Here is a 14,650-nt window from a genome sequence, read left to right on the forward strand (position 1 = left end):
GATGGACACACCGCTGGTGTACCAGTTGTTCCGCCAGGAGCATAGCTGGGTAGCTACGTGTGGAAGGGATAAGTGCTGAAAGCATCTAAGCATGAAGCCCCCCTCGAGATGAGATTTCCCACAGCATGAAGCTGGTAAGATCCCTTAGAGATGATGAGGTAGATAGGTTCGGGGTGGAAGCGTGGCAACACGTGGAGCTGACGAATACTAATCGATCGAGGGCTTAACCGATTAAATTGGAAAACGTTGTGCGTGCTATCTAGTTTTCAAGGAATGAAAATTTTTCTTGATCTTTACAAAGAATTATAGTAAGATATATCTTGTCCTTGGTTAAACACTTTCTAGTGGAACAACCTTTGATTAGTCTGGTAATGATGGCGAAGAGGTCACACCCGTTCCCATGCCGAACACGGAAGTTAAGCTCTTCAGCGCCGATGGTAGTTGGGGGATCTCCCCCTGCAAGAGTAGGACGTTGCCAGGCTGACCAATATTCCACAGTAGCTCAGTGGTAGAGCAATCGGCTGTTAACCGATCGGTCGTAGGTTCGAATCCTACCTGTGGAGCCATTATGCTTCCATAGCTCAGCAGGTAGAGCACTTCCATGGTAAGGAAGGGGTCATCGGTTCGAATCCGGTTGGAAGCTCCAGGACATGGCCCGTTGGTCAAGCGGTTAAGACACCGCCCTTTCACGGCGGTAACACGGGTTCGAATCCCGTACGGGTCACCAATTTAATTTATTTATACTCTGTGGAGGATTAGCTCAGCTGGGAGAGCATCTGCCTTACAAGCAGAGGGTCGGCGGTTCGAGCCCGTCATCCTCCACCATTTTTCTTAATAAATGATTTACCTTCAGGAGTACTCAGTAGAGTGCACTCTTTTTTATTTGTAAGTACTATATATTTTGCCGGCCTAGCTCAATTGGTAGAGCAACTGATTTGTAATCAGTAGGTTGGGGGTTCAAGTCCTCTGGCCGGCACCATTTTTTCCAGTGGAGGGGTAGCGAAGTGGCTAAACGCGGCGGACTGTAAATCCGCTCCCTCAGGGTTCGGCGGTTCGAATCCGTCCCCCTCCACCAGTAAGAGCCATTAGCTCAGTTGGTAGAGCATCTGACTTTTAATCAGAGGGTCGAAGGTTCGAGTCCTTCATGGCTCACCATATGCGGAAGTAGTTCAGTGGTAGAACATCACCTTGCCAAGGTGGGGGTCGCGGGTTCGAATCCCGTCTTCCGCTCCAAACTTTATATGCGGGTGTAGTTTAGTGGTAAAACCTCAGCCTTCCAAGCTGATGTCGTGGGTTCGATCCCCATCACCCGCTCCAAATGGGGCCTTAGCTCAGCTGGGAGAGCGCCTGCCTTGCACGCAGGAGGTCAGCGGTTCGATCCCGCTAGGCTCCACCATTTTCCTTAAACAATGTTTAGGGTTTTTTTTATGTCATAAAATCTTTTGGAAGTCGGAAAGCTTTCTATTTCTAATGCACCTTGCAGATGATATATGATTCAGATCCTCCATGTCCACGCTACTGTTGCTTATATTTATCCGTAAAGAACATCAATTTACGTAATTGTATGAATATTTATTCGTGTTTTATGTCAGGTTGAGTCATTTACTGGAATATGGGTAGAATAGAGCTAGACTAGGATACGAGGAGGCTACATAATGAATAATAAACTTTCGATTATAGGAGTACCAATGGATCTTGGCCAGATGAGACGCGGGGTAGACATGGGTCCAAGTGCGATCAGATATGCTGGAATTGTAGAACGGTTATCAAATTTGAATTACGATATAGAAGATCTTGGGGATATTGAAATTGGAAGGCCAGAAAAGCGTCCAGAAGAACAGGATCATCAACTTAAAAATTTGAAAGAAGTTGCTGATGCAAGCGAAAAGCTCTCAAATGTTGTAAATGAAGTGATTAATCGAAAGCGTTTTCCACTAGTGTTTGGTGGAGATCATAGTATTGCTATTGGCACTCTTGCCGGTGTAGCACGTAATTATGAAAATTTAGGTGTTATTTGGTACGATGCGCATGGTGATTTAAATAACTCTGAAACATCACCATCAGGAAATATTCATGGAATGCCACTTGCAGTTAGTCTTGGCATTGGTGATGAGTCTTTAACTAGCATTTCAGGATATTCACCTAAAATTAAACCAGAAAACATTGTGATTATCGGAGCTCGTTCTCTTGACGATGGTGAGCGTAAATTGATTAAAGAAAAAGGTATTAAAGTATATACGATGCATGAAGTTGACCGTATGGGTATGACGCAAGTAATGGAAGAGGCTATTGAGTATGTATCGAAAGACACTGATGGGGTGCATTTAAGTCTTGATCTTGATGGACTTGATCCGCACGATGCTCCTGGAGTAGGTACACCAGTACTTGGGGGAATTAGTTATCGCGAGAGTCATCTTGCGATGGAAATGCTAGCAGAGTCAAACATTTTAACCTCTGCAGAATTCGTTGAAGTGAATCCTATTTTAGATGAGAAAAATAAAACGGCTACTGTTGCCGTTGCTTTAATGGGATCTTTATTTGGGGAAAAATTAAAATAGACATAAAGGCAGCGACTTTATCTTAAGATAAAGCCGCTGTTTTTCTATTTCGACATTGATCATATTCGTTTAATAGATAGTCCAAATAAGTGCTTATTTCAATGATCTCGGAAGAACTAAGTGGTTTGTTTCTTGCTAATAAATTCATTTTATTGCGGGAAGCCTCAATTTCTTGAAGGAGATGATCTTTCTCGCTTTTTATTTGAAAGCTTATTTTACGATTCAACCTTTCCATGAGCCGAACCACCCTCTCAATAATTTATAGCCTTTTACCCTATATATTAAAAGAATAAACTATTTTCACTAGAAAATTATGTATTTTCATTAAAAACAGTAATTCAAACGTGATAGAATAGGGAAAGATAAGAAAATATTTTTTTAGAAAAAGTGAAACTTTGTTTTTCCTGATACGTAACTATAATAGCCGCAGGAATCAGCGGGGGTTGAAAAAATGGATGCAATCGTAAAAAGAATCGTGTTGAAAGTAAGAAAAGGGGACCATAATGCATTTGGGGAGTTAGTAGAGCTCTATAAAGATCGAGTCTTTGCTTTGACATACCGAATGCTTGGTAACAGGCAGGAAGCTGAGGATGTGGCTCAGGAGGCATTCATTCGTGCTTATACGAATATTGATCGCTATCAGATTGATCGGAAATTCTCTACCTGGTTATATCGTATAGCCACGAACTTATCGATTGATCGTATGCGAAAGAAAAAGCCAGACTATTACCTCGATGCTGAAATTTCGGGTACGGAAGGCCTGACAATGTATTCTCAAGTGTCGACAGATGAACCATTACCTGATGATGAAGTTGTATCGTTAGAGGCACAGGATGGGATACATCAAGCTATTCTGAGTTTGCCAGCTAAGTATCGAAGTGCTATAACATTAAAGTATATCCAGGAGTTATCGCTAAAGGAAATAAGTGAAATTCTGGATTTACCAGTAGGAACGGTCAAAACCCGAATACATCGGGGTAGAGAAGCGCTTAGAAAGAAGCTTCGAGAGCAGTAAGAAAGGGGGAGAAGCTATGAAATGCCCTGCAGAAATAGTTGCGATTATGCATGACGTACTTGATGAAGAAGCTACAGATCAACAGCGTAAAGAGCTATTTGATCATTTAAAGACATGTCATGATTGCAAAGAGCATTATGAAGAACTGAAGAAAACGGAATCATTTCTCCTCAGCTCACCTTCTATGAAGGCACCCGATGGTTTTACATCAAAGGTAATGCAACAGCTACCACAAGAGAAACGCACGGTCTGGATGAAACGATGGATGAAATCTCATCCATTCGTAACAGCTGCGATTTTATTCTTAGTATTAATGGCAGGATCTGTTTACTCATCATGGACGAGTGAGGATCAATTATCTGCGCTCTCTGGTAATTTAAGATTTGACCAGGAAACGAATACAGTTATTGTTCCTGAGGGTGAAGTCATTGAAGGAGATCTAACAGTGAAAAACCGTAATCTTGAAATTGAAGGACAGGTTAAAGGTGATGTTCTTGTGATCAATGGAGAACAATATATGGCCTCTGCTGGACAGGTAACTGGTGAAATAGAAGAGGTGGATCATATTCTTGACTGGACGTGGTTTCAGTTGAAACACCTTTTTCAAGATATAGGTAGTGTATTTACAAATGATGAGCAGAAATAAACCGTCCAATAGGGCGGTTTATTTTTGTGTAGCTTTGCTATAGTTAAAAATGATTTTTCTCCCCTAACTCAACATCTGATCACAGAGTCACTAATTATATGAAACTTCATAATAAAAGAGATGTGCTTTTTTTGAAGTTGTCAAAAATATGATATAATTAAAAAGTTACAAATGTATTTTAGCAATGCACTAGAAGTGAACTTCAGGCTAAATACAATACGTTTGGAGGAAGAGCCGTGCTGCCTGTTGGAAATGTAAATGTACTTGATTACATAACTGAGATTATTGATATTTTGCTCGTTACGTATGTGATATATAAAATTATTATGCTTATTCGCGGCACGAAGGCTGTTCAGTTACTTAAGGGAATTACGGTCATTATTGCCGCATGGTTCTTAAGTAGTTTTTTCGAACTGAACACGCTACATTGGATTCTAGAGCGGGTCGTTCTTTATGGACTGCTTGCCATCATTATTATTTTTCAACCTGAGCTTCGAAGAGCACTTGAGCAGTTAGGACGCGGTCGATTGTTTGCTCGCTCCGCTGTTGAAGAGGAAGAGACGAATAAAATGGTGGAAGCCATTATTAAGTCATCATCCTATATGGGTAAGAGAAGAATTGGCGCGTTAATATCTATTGAGCGGGAAACAGGTCTCAATGACTATGTAGAGACAGGTATTCCTATGAATGCAAAATTAACTTCTGAACTTTTAATTAATGTGTTCATTCCGAATACACCACTTCATGATGGAGCGGTTATTCTAAAGAAGGATGAAATTTTAGCTGCGGCATGTTATTTGCCACTTTCAGAGAGTCCTTTTATTTCGAAGGAACTCGGTACAAGGCACAGAGCTGCTCTTGGAATAAGTGAAGTAACAGATAGCCTAACACTCATTGTGTCTGAAGAAACAGGGAGTATTTCCCTGACAAAGAACGGAGAACTTCATCGAAATTTATCTGAAGAGGTATTACGTGATCTTCTTAATGCTGAGCTAAATCCTTCTGTGTCTAAGACTGAGACTTCCAACCGCTTTAGTAATTGGAGGGGGAAAAAGTAATGGACAAATTGTTAACGAGCAACTGGTTTGTCAAAATCATCTCTTTTCTTCTCGCTCTCATGCTTTACACAATTGTTGCGATGCCTGATGGTTCTACTACTGATCCTAATGGATTACTTACTCAACAAACAGAAACAGAACGTTTACCAGATATGGAGCTTGAAGTGCTATACGATGAAGATAGCGTGGTGGTTTCTGATTTACCTGAAACCGTAGATGTCATTGTTGAAGGCCGCACAGATGGTTTAATGCTATCAAAGTTAACGAATAAAGAAGTTTATGTCGATTTGCGAAACCTAACGCCAGGTCAACATCTCGTTACCGTAAAACACAGAGATTTTCCTGAAAATGTAGATGTTGCGATTGATCCCGTCAGAGTTTCTGTAACGATTGAAGAGAAAAAGTCGAGTACTTTTCAAGTTGGGATCAACTTATTGAAGGAAGATGAGCTTCTGGAAGGTTATGCGACAGAAGAGCCGATCGTTTCCCCTAAAACCGTTACAGTTACTGGCGCAAATTCAAAGCTTGAACAAATTGCATTTGTTAGAGGCTATGTAAATGTGAGCGGTGCAAAAGAAGAAGTTAATGAAAGAATAACACTAAATGTGTATGATGCGAATATGGAAGAAATACAGGGGGTATCGATTGATCCTGCCGTAGTTGATGTGAAAGTACCAATTACTGCCCCATACAAAAAGGTGCCGATTAAACTTGATCAAAAAGGTAAGCTTCCTGATGGTGTTAGTATCTCATCAATTGATCTTGAACCTTCGGAGGTTTCTGTCTTTGGTCCTGAAGAGGAACTTGGCAAACTAGAGTTTCTGGACGGTATTCCACTTGATCTATCAAAAATAACAAAGGATACAACGGTTGAGCTTGATGTACCAGTTCCGGATGGGATGAAAAAAGTAGATCCAGAAACGGTTGAAGCAAAAATTAAAGTTGGTAAAGAAGATGAAAAAGCATTTGAAGATGTACCAATTAAAGTAACTGGAGTATCTGATGGGTTAACAGCAAATATTTCAGAACCTGAAACGGGATCTACGGATATGAAGATTTATGGTGTATCTAGCGTGCTTGAAAATATTCAGAATGATGATTTTCAGGCTTATATTGATGCAAGTGGTCTTTCCGAGGGAGAACATGAATTAGAATTACAATGGAACGGGCCGTCTTATGTACGCTGGTCTGGTTCATCGAAGAAGGTAACGCTGCAAATAGAGAATAGTCCTTCATAATAGTGGGAACTGCGCGATAATAAAGGAGAGAGTATAACGATGGGTAAATATTTTGGTACTGACGGTGTAAGAGGGATAGCTAATACAGAGCTTACCCCAGAACTTGCATTTAAATTGGGCCGTCTCGGTGGTTATGTCTTAACGAAAGAGACCGAGAAACCTAAGATTTTAATCGGACGCGATACGCGTATTTCTGGATATATGCTTGAAGGGGCGCTAGTTGCGGGTCTCCTTTCCATTGGGGCTGAAGTAATGCGTCTTGGTGTCATTTCTACGCCAGGAGTTGCTCATTTAACGAAGGCACTAAGTGCTCAAGCGGGAGTAATGATTTCTGCTTCCCACAATCCAGTTGGGGATAACGGAATTAAGTTTTTTGGCCCGGATGGCTTTAAGCTTTTAGATGTTCAGGAAGAAGAAATTGAAGCGCTTATTGATAGCGATGAGGATCTTGTACCACGCCCTACAGGTGCTGATCTAGGTATCGTTAGTGATTACTTCGAAGGTTGTCAGAAGTACCTTCAGTATTTGAAACAAACAATTGATGAAGATTTCTCTGGACTTCACATTGCGCTCGACTGTGCACATGGTGCAACGTCTTCGCTTGCAGCTCATTTATTCGCTGATCTTGAAGCTGATATTTCCACTATAGGTACGAATCCTACTGGAACAAATATTAACGACGGTGTCGGATCGACGCATCCAGAAACACTGGCTGAATTTGTGAAAGAAAAGAATGCCAACGTAGGCTTTGCATTTGATGGAGATGGAGACCGCCTAATCGCCGTTGACGAAAATGGAGATATCGTAGATGGCGATCAGATTATGTTTATCTGCGCTAAATTCATGAAAGATCAAAAGCGTTTACGCCATGATACGGTCGTTTCAACTGTAATGAGCAATCTTGGATTCCATAAAGGGATGGAAGAGTCAGGTATAACATCGCTTCAAACTAAGGTAGGCGATCGTTATGTGATGGAAGAAATGCGTAAAGAAGGCTACAACCTTGGCGGAGAGCAGTCTGGACATATTATTTTCCTTGATCATATTACGACAGGTGATGGTATGCTATCAGCACTTCAGCTTGCTAACATTATGCAAGTGACAAACAAATCGTTGTCAGAGCTTGCTGGAGAAATGAAGAAATACCCTCAATCTCTTGTGAATGTAAAGGTAACAGATAAAAACAAGGTAGATTCAAACGAGCGTATTCAAGAAACGATTCAGCAAGTAGAAAGCGACATGAACGGAGAAGGACGTATTCTTGTTCGTCCATCTGGAACGGAGCCTCTTGTTCGCGTCATGGCTGAGGCCCCTACAAAAGATCTGTGTGATGAGTACGTCGATCGCGTTGTATCTATGGTGAAAGAAGAACTTGGAGCTTAATCGACAAAAATGAAAAGTTTGTACGAAAGGTATGCATGGGAAGCACAGAAAAAGCTACCCATGCATATTTTTATATATAAGGGGATTTTCACAAGTGATTTTCTCATTAAAATGAGTCAAAATAGAGCAAATTATAGCGAGAACGACTTGTTCTAGAAAAAAGAATTGACCAGCTTTTTACAATTGATATAATATAGAAGTATGTTTGGTTTTTATTCTAATAGGGAAAGTGAGGGAAGTTGGGTTACTTTTGATATAAAAGCGCCTGGACTGTTTTCGAACGGTAGAAAACAGTTGACGAGGAAGAGGTTTATCGATCATCGGCGGATACCTCTCGATTGCTCCACCACAATTGAATGGTTTTGTGAAAAACAGAGAGGTGACTTTCTGAACAAAAGCAAAACTATGGTGACAAAAAAGCTATTAATCGGAAAAGAAGGGGCAGGTCTGCCCCGTTGTATGCCTGCTCCTTCAATTGAAGGAGGACTTTTACATGTGCGGTATTGTTGGATATATTGGAAATCAGGATGCTAAAGAAATTCTATTACGAGGTCTGGAGAAGCTTGAGTACAGAGGGTACGACTCAGCAGGTATTGCGCTTCTTAATGACGGTGGACTCCACCTTTTTAAAGAAAAAGGTCGTATTGCTGACCTTAGAAAAAAAGTGGATACAAGTGTGGAAGCGACAGCAGGGATTGGACATACACGCTGGGCAACACACGGTGAACCTAGTCAGGTAAATGCTCATCCACATCAGTGCTCAACTGAACGCTTCACGCTTGTTCACAACGGTGTAATTGAAAACTATCAACAAATCAAACGTGACTTCTTATCCGAAGTTAATTTCGTAAGTGCTACAGATACAGAAGTAGTTGTTCAACTTATTGCTACTCTTGTTGAAGATCAAAATATGTCTGTTGAAGATGCTTTTCATCACACATTGAATGAACTTCACGGTTCATATGCACTTGCACTTATTGACAATCATAATCCAGAAACGCTCTACGTAGCGAAAAATAAGAGTCCGCTTCTAGTTGGAATCGGCGATGACTTCAACGTAGTAGCAAGTGACTCAATGGCTATGCTTCAAGTAACAAGTAAATTCATCGAGCTTATGGATGAAGAAGTAGTGATTGTGAAGCGTGATTCTGTCACAATTAAAGATATGAGTGGAAAAGTAATGGAACGCGAACCATTCACAGCTGAAATCGACGCAAGTGATATAGAAAAGGGAACATACCCTCACTATATGCTTAAAGAAATTGACGAACAGCCGCTTGCGATTCGTAACATTATTACAAAGTACAAAGATGAGAATGATAACATCAAACTTGATAAAGATATTCGTGAAGCAATGAAAGAAACGGATCGTATTTACATCATTGCGTGTGGCACAAGTTACAATGCTGGCCTTGTTGGTAAACAGCTGATCGAGAACATCGCTGAGGTTCCTGTTGAAGTGCATATCGCAAGTGAGTTCTTATACAATATGCCGCTTGTTTCACAGAATCCACTCTTTATCTTTATTTCACAAAGTGGTGAAACGGCAGATAGCCGTGGCGTACTTGTGAACGTGAAGAAAAAAGGATTTAAATCTCTTACGATAACGAATGTTCCAGGATCAACGCTTTCTCGTGAGGCTGACTATACGCTGCACACACATGCAGGCCCTGAAATTGCAGTTGCTTCAACAAAAGCCTACACTGCACAAATGGCTGTACTAACACTACTTGCTGTTGATACTGCTCAGGCAAAAGGCATTAAGCTTGATTTCAACCCAATTCAGGAGCTTGGAATCGTTGCAACAGCGATGGAGTCCATGATTGATCAGAAGGAAATGATCGAAACAGTTGCACGTAACTTCCTTTCAGTTACGCGTAATGCATTCTTTATTGGTCGCGGTGTAGATTACTACGTTTGTCTTGAAGGAGCTCTTAAGCTGAAAGAAATCTCTTACATTCAAGCTGAAGGATTTGCTGGCGGTGAATTGAAGCACGGTACGATTGCTCTAATTGAGAAAGGTACTCCTGTTATTGCTCTTGCTACGCAGAAGCACGTTAATGGAAGCATCCGTTCAAACGTACAAGAAGTCGTTTCTCGTGGGGCCTCACCATGCATTATTTCTCTGGCTGGCCTTGAAGAAGAAGGCGACACCATCGTCCTTGATGAAGTACATGAGCATCTTACTCCGCTAGCTTCTGTTGTACCGCTTCAATTACTTGCATACTATGCAGCGCTACACAGAGAATGCGACGTAGATAAGCCAAGAAACCTTGCTAAATCAGTTACGGTAGAGTAACCATAGATAGATTAGAACGGCCTTTCCTTACTAGGGAGGGCCGTTTTATTGTTGATTATCATAGTTAAAAAAGACTCGCCTCTCTTTTTTCGACTACTTAAAAGCATGTCCGAATACAATGATACGAATACGAAGAAGGGTGGAGGCGTATGAGTATCTTTGTAAGCTACATATTGTTAGGACTTTCCCTTTCAGCTCCAATGGGGCCGATTAATGCGGCACAGCTGGACAGGGGGATTCGATTTGGTTTTATGAATGCCTGGTTAGTAGGGTTTGGAGCGATGGTAGCGGATGGCGTCTTTATGATGCTCATTTACTTTGGACTTGCTCATGTTATTGAGACGCCGTTTATGAAAACATTTCTTTGGCTGTTCGGTTTTTTTGTTTTAACGTATACAGGAATTGAAAATATCGTGAAGGCTGATTCAATTGGACTTAAACAGACAAGTGGTCGATATGAAACGAACCGCAAATCGTTTCGAACTGGTTTTTTTATCGCAATCTCAAATCCGCTGAACATTTTGTTCTGGCTTGGCATTTATGGTTCGATTCTAGCCCAAACATCTAGTATGTTTGGTGCCGCCCAACTGTTTCTTTATAGTACGGGCATTTTTTTAGGTATCACCCTATGGGATCTCACAATGGCGAGTGCATCAGCAGGTGCACGAGCGTGGGTAAATCCATTTATTTTGAAGCGAATATCGATCTTATCCGGTATCACGTTAATCGGATTTGGACTCTATTTCGGTATGCAAGCTGTTAGGTTGTTCCTTGGTTAGACTGGCACCTCTTTTTGTCCCTCCTAATAGGATAACGCGTGTAGTGTTAAGGAGGGATTCCGTTTGGAACTATATACGAAATCATGGATTGAAGAACATGGAGAAGGAATGGAAGATTGGGAGCGAACTGCATTTGCTCATTTTGGAGCGATGTTATCAGATCGTGAACAACCTTACCCTTGCATTCCTGGGAAGCAGGGGTTCCATCAAGATAATTTACGATTTGGATTTGCGGAAGATCCTACAACAGACGTAGCAAGTGTACAGTTAGCTACCTTGTTGAAACAGTATGGGGAAGTAGCGAGGGAAACGGGGAAATATGCCTCTCTTGTTGTTTTTTTTGACTCCACGACGTTACAGAAACAAAAAGCCGAAGTAGATCAATACCAGGAATTATTCTGGTCGCTACTAAACAGTTTGCATGAGCTTGATGAGGCGCAGTGGCCAGAACATATCCCTAAAGACCCACATGATCCTAAATGGGAGTTCTGCTTCAATGGAGAACCGTATTTTGCATTCTGTGCGACACCAGCTCACCAAGTTCGAAAGAGTCGTCAGTTTCCATGTTTTCTGATTGCTTTTCAACCAAGATGGGTTTTTGATGAAATTAATGCAGAAACAACATTTGGTCAAAAGCTTAAAAAAGCGATCCGGCAACGGTTGGTTTCTTACGATGGGATGCCAGCTCACCCCGCCTTGAAGTGGTACGGTCAACAAGATAATTATGAATGGGAGCAATATTTTCTATCTGATGATGATTCTTCTCTTTCCAAGTGCCCCTTTATGGCGATGAAAAACAAGTGGAAGAGCATTCGCTCTTAACTGTGTTTTCTTTTCATTTTCAGAAAAGTTGCCCCGGCAATGAGAACTAGAAAGCATAAGCTAACTAAAAAACCAGCCCGGCTAATTTTGTCAAATAAAGTTCCTGAAATAGCTGTACCGATCAGGACTACGCCGATTCCTATTTTCAAATGATCTTTAAACGTAGTTTTGGTTAGTTTCCGATATGAAAAAAGAATGAACATCCAATTATAGAGGAGCATTAAACCAGCAGCTGTCGTCAAATACTCAAAGATGTTCTCCGGTAAAAGTAGTGCAACAACAATTGAAAGTAAGACGACTAGAGTTGTGAGACCAAAAGCAGGGAGAGGAATCTTCCTGCTTTTCTTTGCGAAGATGGCCGGTGCATCATTTTCTTCAGCAAGTGTTACAAGCATGGTCGTTACGGCATATAGGGAAGCGACCATTGTGGAGAAACCGGCAATAATGAGGATCGCATTAAATACTTGTGGGATCCAGGGTAGATGAAACTGAGTTAAAGCTGTTAAAAATGGGCTTTCATTCGGATCAATGCTTTTGATAGGAATGAGTTTTAACACAACGAAGAAAGACATCACGTAAAGGATCGTTAAGACTAACAGCATGATCTTGCCAGCTTTCGGGGCATTTTTGGGATCTTCAAGTTCATTCGCCATCAGTCCCATCACTTCAATTCCACCAAATGCATAGAACGCATAAACAAAGGCAACCCAGAGACCCATTGCGCTACCTGTGAGAAAGTCTTTTGACGTGATTTCAATTCTAGCGTGACCTTTATCTGGTTCAAGCCAACCAAGTAAGGCAGCGATTCCGATAGCGAGAAACATCACAATGGCAGCAATCTTCATTACCCCAAATACGTTCTCCATTTTTTCTACGAGTTGAACACCGATAAGAATAACGATAAGGCCAAGTGAAGCGAATACAGATGCCGAGAGCCATAAAGGGGCATTGGGAAACCAGAACTGTGCAAATAGCGCGAGGGCTGTAAGTTGACTACCCATAATAAGCATTTCAGATGACCAGTATACCCAGCCGTTACTAAAGCCGGCCCATTGGCCAAAAGCTTGTTTTGCATAAGTGCGAAAAGACCCTTTTTCTGGATGTTCAGCAGTTAATTTCGCAAGTGCTTCATAAACAATCCATGTGCCGATCGCGGCCAGAAAATAAGCCAATAAAACGAGATAGCCTGCTTTTTCAATCGTGATACTAGAACCAAGGAAATACCCGGTCCCGATAATACACCCTACCCCTATAAACGACATTTGCCACCAGGTTAATTTCTTTTCGTGATTTGTCGATTTACTCATCATTGCATCCCCCTCTTATCTTCTTTAGTTTGAGAATCACTGGCAGTGTTTATGTGTGTTTCTTGAATTGGAGAATCTTTTCTTCGGATGAGGAGAAAGTAAGGAGACTATGTATGATAAAGGAGTTTGGTTGAATGAACATCCATCCGAATTGTTGGAATGAATATGGAGAATTAAAAACGGTTGTCGTTTGTTCTCCTTCACACTTAGATGTACCAGATCAGCAAACTGCTACAGATGTGCAGTGGGAAAAAACAGTGAAACAAAAGAAGGCCCAAGAAAATCATGAAGAAATGATTCGCGCAATGGAGGATGCTGGGGTTCATGTTATTGATTATTCCGTTCATTTATCACGAGAAGAACTTTTACTAAATGAAAAATTAATCAATCGTATTTTTGTTCGTGATCTTGCTTGTGTATTTGGAAATACGATTCTTCCGGGAGCAGCAGGAACTTCCATGAGGCGACCTGAATATTTTCAAAGCCACAGGCTATTTCAACAGTGGTTTGATGAGCGGACGTTTCAAATGCAATCAAATAATCAGTTAAAGGCATTGGAATATGGCGATGTCATGATACTTAATAAGGATGCTGTTTTTATTAATTCTGGAATTCGGACAAGCATAGAAAGTATAGAAGCACTGCAAGGGAGTATTTTTAAAGCGGGGTTCCAGGAAATCGGTGTTATTGATCTACCACGACGTCCAGATACGATGCATCTTGATATGAATTGTAATGTAGCGGGGGAGAGTATATTTATAGCGAAAAGCTATATGAGCTATCTTCCTGTACAGGTTGTAACGGAAAATGATTTTCGATATGAGATGACGGGTGATTTTTTAAGGCGACATGGATATGAAGTCGAATGGACATCGGAGATCAAACATACTGTTGCAGATATTAATTTCTTGAATTTAAATCCTGAGACGCTATTGGTTAGTACGAAAGCCAATAAATCTATTCTTAAGAATAATCCCACCCTTCGTAAAAAGAAGCTTATTCAGATAGAGGTAAATGAATTGGAAAACGGTGGTGGAGGAATTCGATGTATGACCTTACCACTTGAGAGGGGATAAGAGAAAGTGGCTTGAAGGCTAATTCAATATTTATTTCATAAAGAATCCTACAAACCTTTGTAGGGTTCTTTTAGATGTGTTTTGGTTGACTATTATACCTAAGGGGGGTATATTGGTGGTAAACTAAATGAGAGGAGATGATCGGGTTGACAGATGAATTAAACATCCCTTTACAGCCAGATAAAAAGCCAACTGAGCCGAGAACGGATGAAGAGAAACAGCAGCTTCAGAACCGATTAAAACGTATCGAAGGTCAAATACGTGGGATTCAAAAAATGGTTGGAGATGATCGATATTGCGTTGATATTCTGATTCAGCTGTCTGCCATTCAGGCAGCTTTAAAAAAGGTAGGCTATACGTTACTTGAGCGTCATACTAAAACGTGTGTTGCTAGTTCCATACAAGAAGGTAATGGAGATGAGCAAATAGAGGAATTAATGAAAGTGATTCAGCAGTTCTCTAAATAAAG

Annotated in this window: 13 protein-coding genes, 10 tRNA genes and 2 rRNA genes; 23 read left to right on the forward strand and 2 right to left on the reverse strand. The window is 41.0% G+C overall.

Annotated elements, in window-relative coordinates; translation table 11 throughout:
* From ABVF21_RS19885 to rocF, 13 genes are all read left to right on the forward strand, one after another.
* Positions 1-231: ribosomal RNA gene (locus ABVF21_RS19885) — 23S ribosomal RNA — on the forward strand; the annotation flags it as partial.
* Between the two features lie 133 nt (positions 232-364).
* A 5S ribosomal RNA gene (gene rrf, locus ABVF21_RS19890) occupies positions 365-481 on the forward strand.
* Between the two features lie 10 nt (positions 482-491).
* Positions 492-566 (forward strand) — tRNA-Asn (locus tag ABVF21_RS19895).
* A 4-nt stretch (positions 567-570) separates the two neighbouring features.
* A tRNA-Thr gene (locus ABVF21_RS19900) sits at positions 571-646 on the forward strand.
* A 6-nt stretch (positions 647-652) separates the two neighbouring features.
* A tRNA-Glu gene (locus ABVF21_RS19905) sits at positions 653-727 on the forward strand.
* 22 nt (positions 728-749) lie between these two features.
* Positions 750-825 (forward strand) — tRNA-Val (locus ABVF21_RS19910).
* A gap of 78 nt (positions 826-903) precedes the next feature.
* Positions 904-979 (forward strand) — tRNA-Thr (locus ABVF21_RS19915).
* Positions 980-990: 11 nt separating this feature from the next.
* A tRNA-Tyr gene (locus ABVF21_RS19920) sits at positions 991-1,075 on the forward strand.
* Positions 1,076-1,079: 4 nt separating this feature from the next.
* Positions 1,080-1,155 (forward strand) — tRNA-Lys (locus ABVF21_RS19925).
* 3 nt (positions 1,156-1,158) lie between these two features.
* Positions 1,159-1,233: transfer RNA gene (locus ABVF21_RS19930), tRNA-Gly, on the forward strand.
* A 10-nt stretch (positions 1,234-1,243) separates the two neighbouring features.
* Positions 1,244-1,317 (forward strand) — tRNA-Gly (locus ABVF21_RS19935).
* 3 nt (positions 1,318-1,320) lie between these two features.
* Positions 1,321-1,396: transfer RNA gene (locus tag ABVF21_RS19940), tRNA-Ala, on the forward strand.
* Positions 1,397-1,655: 259 nt separating this feature from the next.
* Entirely contained in the window at positions 1,656-2,558 is a 903-nt protein-coding gene (gene rocF / locus ABVF21_RS19945; RefSeq protein WP_194222547.1) for an arginase, read from the forward strand.
* A 22-nt stretch (positions 2,559-2,580) separates the two neighbouring features.
* On the opposite strand, the gene ABVF21_RS19950 is transcribed toward rocF, so the two are convergent.
* Positions 2,581-2,793, reverse strand: coding sequence for an aspartyl-phosphate phosphatase Spo0E family protein (locus ABVF21_RS19950; RefSeq protein WP_303535673.1), 213 nt, complete (start codon positions 2,791-2,793; stop codon positions 2,581-2,583).
* 216 nt (positions 2,794-3,009) lie between these two features.
* Here ABVF21_RS19950 and sigW point away from each other — a divergent pair, with 216 nt between their 5' ends.
* From sigW to ABVF21_RS19990, 8 genes are all read left to right on the forward strand, one after another.
* Positions 3,010-3,573, forward strand: coding sequence for an RNA polymerase sigma factor SigW (gene sigW, locus ABVF21_RS19955; protein WP_194222545.1), 564 nt, complete (start codon positions 3,010-3,012; stop codon positions 3,571-3,573).
* Between the two features lie 16 nt (positions 3,574-3,589).
* Positions 3,590-4,219 (forward strand): anti-sigma factor family protein, encoded by a 630-nt coding sequence (locus ABVF21_RS19960; RefSeq protein WP_303535674.1) that lies wholly within the window; start codon positions 3,590-3,592, stop codon positions 4,217-4,219.
* 239 nt (positions 4,220-4,458) lie between these two features.
* Positions 4,459-5,277 carry a diadenylate cyclase CdaA gene (cdaA, locus tag ABVF21_RS19965; RefSeq protein WP_194222558.1) on the forward strand — a complete coding sequence of 273 codons (819 nt, stop codon included), beginning with the start codon at positions 4,459-4,461 and terminating at the stop codon, positions 5,275-5,277.
* The gene (locus ABVF21_RS19970) at positions 5,277-6,515 is read left to right on the forward strand and encodes a CdaR family protein (RefSeq protein WP_303535676.1); all 1,239 of its coding nucleotides are present in this window, start codon (positions 5,277-5,279) and stop codon (positions 6,513-6,515) included. Before cdaA ends, ABVF21_RS19970 begins: the two co-directional genes overlap by 1 nt.
* Before the next feature lie 39 nt (positions 6,516-6,554).
* Positions 6,555-7,898 carry a phosphoglucosamine mutase gene (gene glmM, locus ABVF21_RS19975; protein WP_303535678.1) on the forward strand — a complete coding sequence of 448 codons (1,344 nt, stop codon included), beginning with the start codon at positions 6,555-6,557 and terminating at the stop codon, positions 7,896-7,898.
* Positions 7,899-8,391: 493 nt separating this feature from the next.
* Positions 8,392-10,197 carry a glutamine--fructose-6-phosphate transaminase (isomerizing) gene (glmS, locus tag ABVF21_RS19980; RefSeq protein WP_371018842.1) on the forward strand — a complete coding sequence of 602 codons (1,806 nt, stop codon included), beginning with the start codon at positions 8,392-8,394 and terminating at the stop codon, positions 10,195-10,197.
* A 149-nt stretch (positions 10,198-10,346) separates the two neighbouring features.
* Positions 10,347-10,976, forward strand: a complete 630-nt coding sequence (locus ABVF21_RS19985; protein ID WP_303535682.1) for a LysE family transporter — start codon at positions 10,347-10,349, stop codon at positions 10,974-10,976.
* Between the two features lie 63 nt (positions 10,977-11,039).
* The gene (locus ABVF21_RS19990) at positions 11,040-11,798 is read left to right on the forward strand and encodes a YqcI/YcgG family protein (RefSeq protein ID WP_303535685.1); all 759 of its coding nucleotides are present in this window, start codon (positions 11,040-11,042) and stop codon (positions 11,796-11,798) included.
* Here ABVF21_RS19990 and ABVF21_RS19995 read toward each other — a convergent pair.
* Positions 11,795-13,105, reverse strand: coding sequence for an amino acid permease (locus tag ABVF21_RS19995; protein WP_303535687.1), 1,311 nt, complete (start codon positions 13,103-13,105; stop codon positions 11,795-11,797). The two genes, ABVF21_RS19990 and ABVF21_RS19995, sit on opposite strands and share 4 nt — an antisense overlap.
* A 134-nt stretch (positions 13,106-13,239) precedes the next feature.
* On the opposite strand from ABVF21_RS19995, the gene ABVF21_RS20000 reads away from it, so the two are divergent.
* Positions 13,240-14,181, forward strand: a complete 942-nt coding sequence (locus ABVF21_RS20000; RefSeq protein WP_303535689.1) for an arginine deiminase family protein — start codon at positions 13,240-13,242, stop codon at positions 14,179-14,181.
* Positions 14,182-14,318: 137 nt separating this feature from the next.
* Positions 14,319-14,648: a metal-sensing transcriptional repressor gene (locus ABVF21_RS20005; RefSeq protein WP_303535692.1), complete on the forward strand. Its 330-nt coding sequence runs from the start codon at positions 14,319-14,321 to the stop codon at positions 14,646-14,648.
* The last annotated feature ends 2 nt before the right edge of the window (positions 14,649-14,650 follow it).

Origin of the sequence: Pseudalkalibacillus sp. JSM 102089, from assembly GCF_041366475.1 — a bacterium.
GTDB classification, from domain to species: domain Bacteria; phylum Bacillota; class Bacilli; order Bacillales; family Guptibacillaceae; genus Guptibacillus; species Guptibacillus hwajinpoensis_B.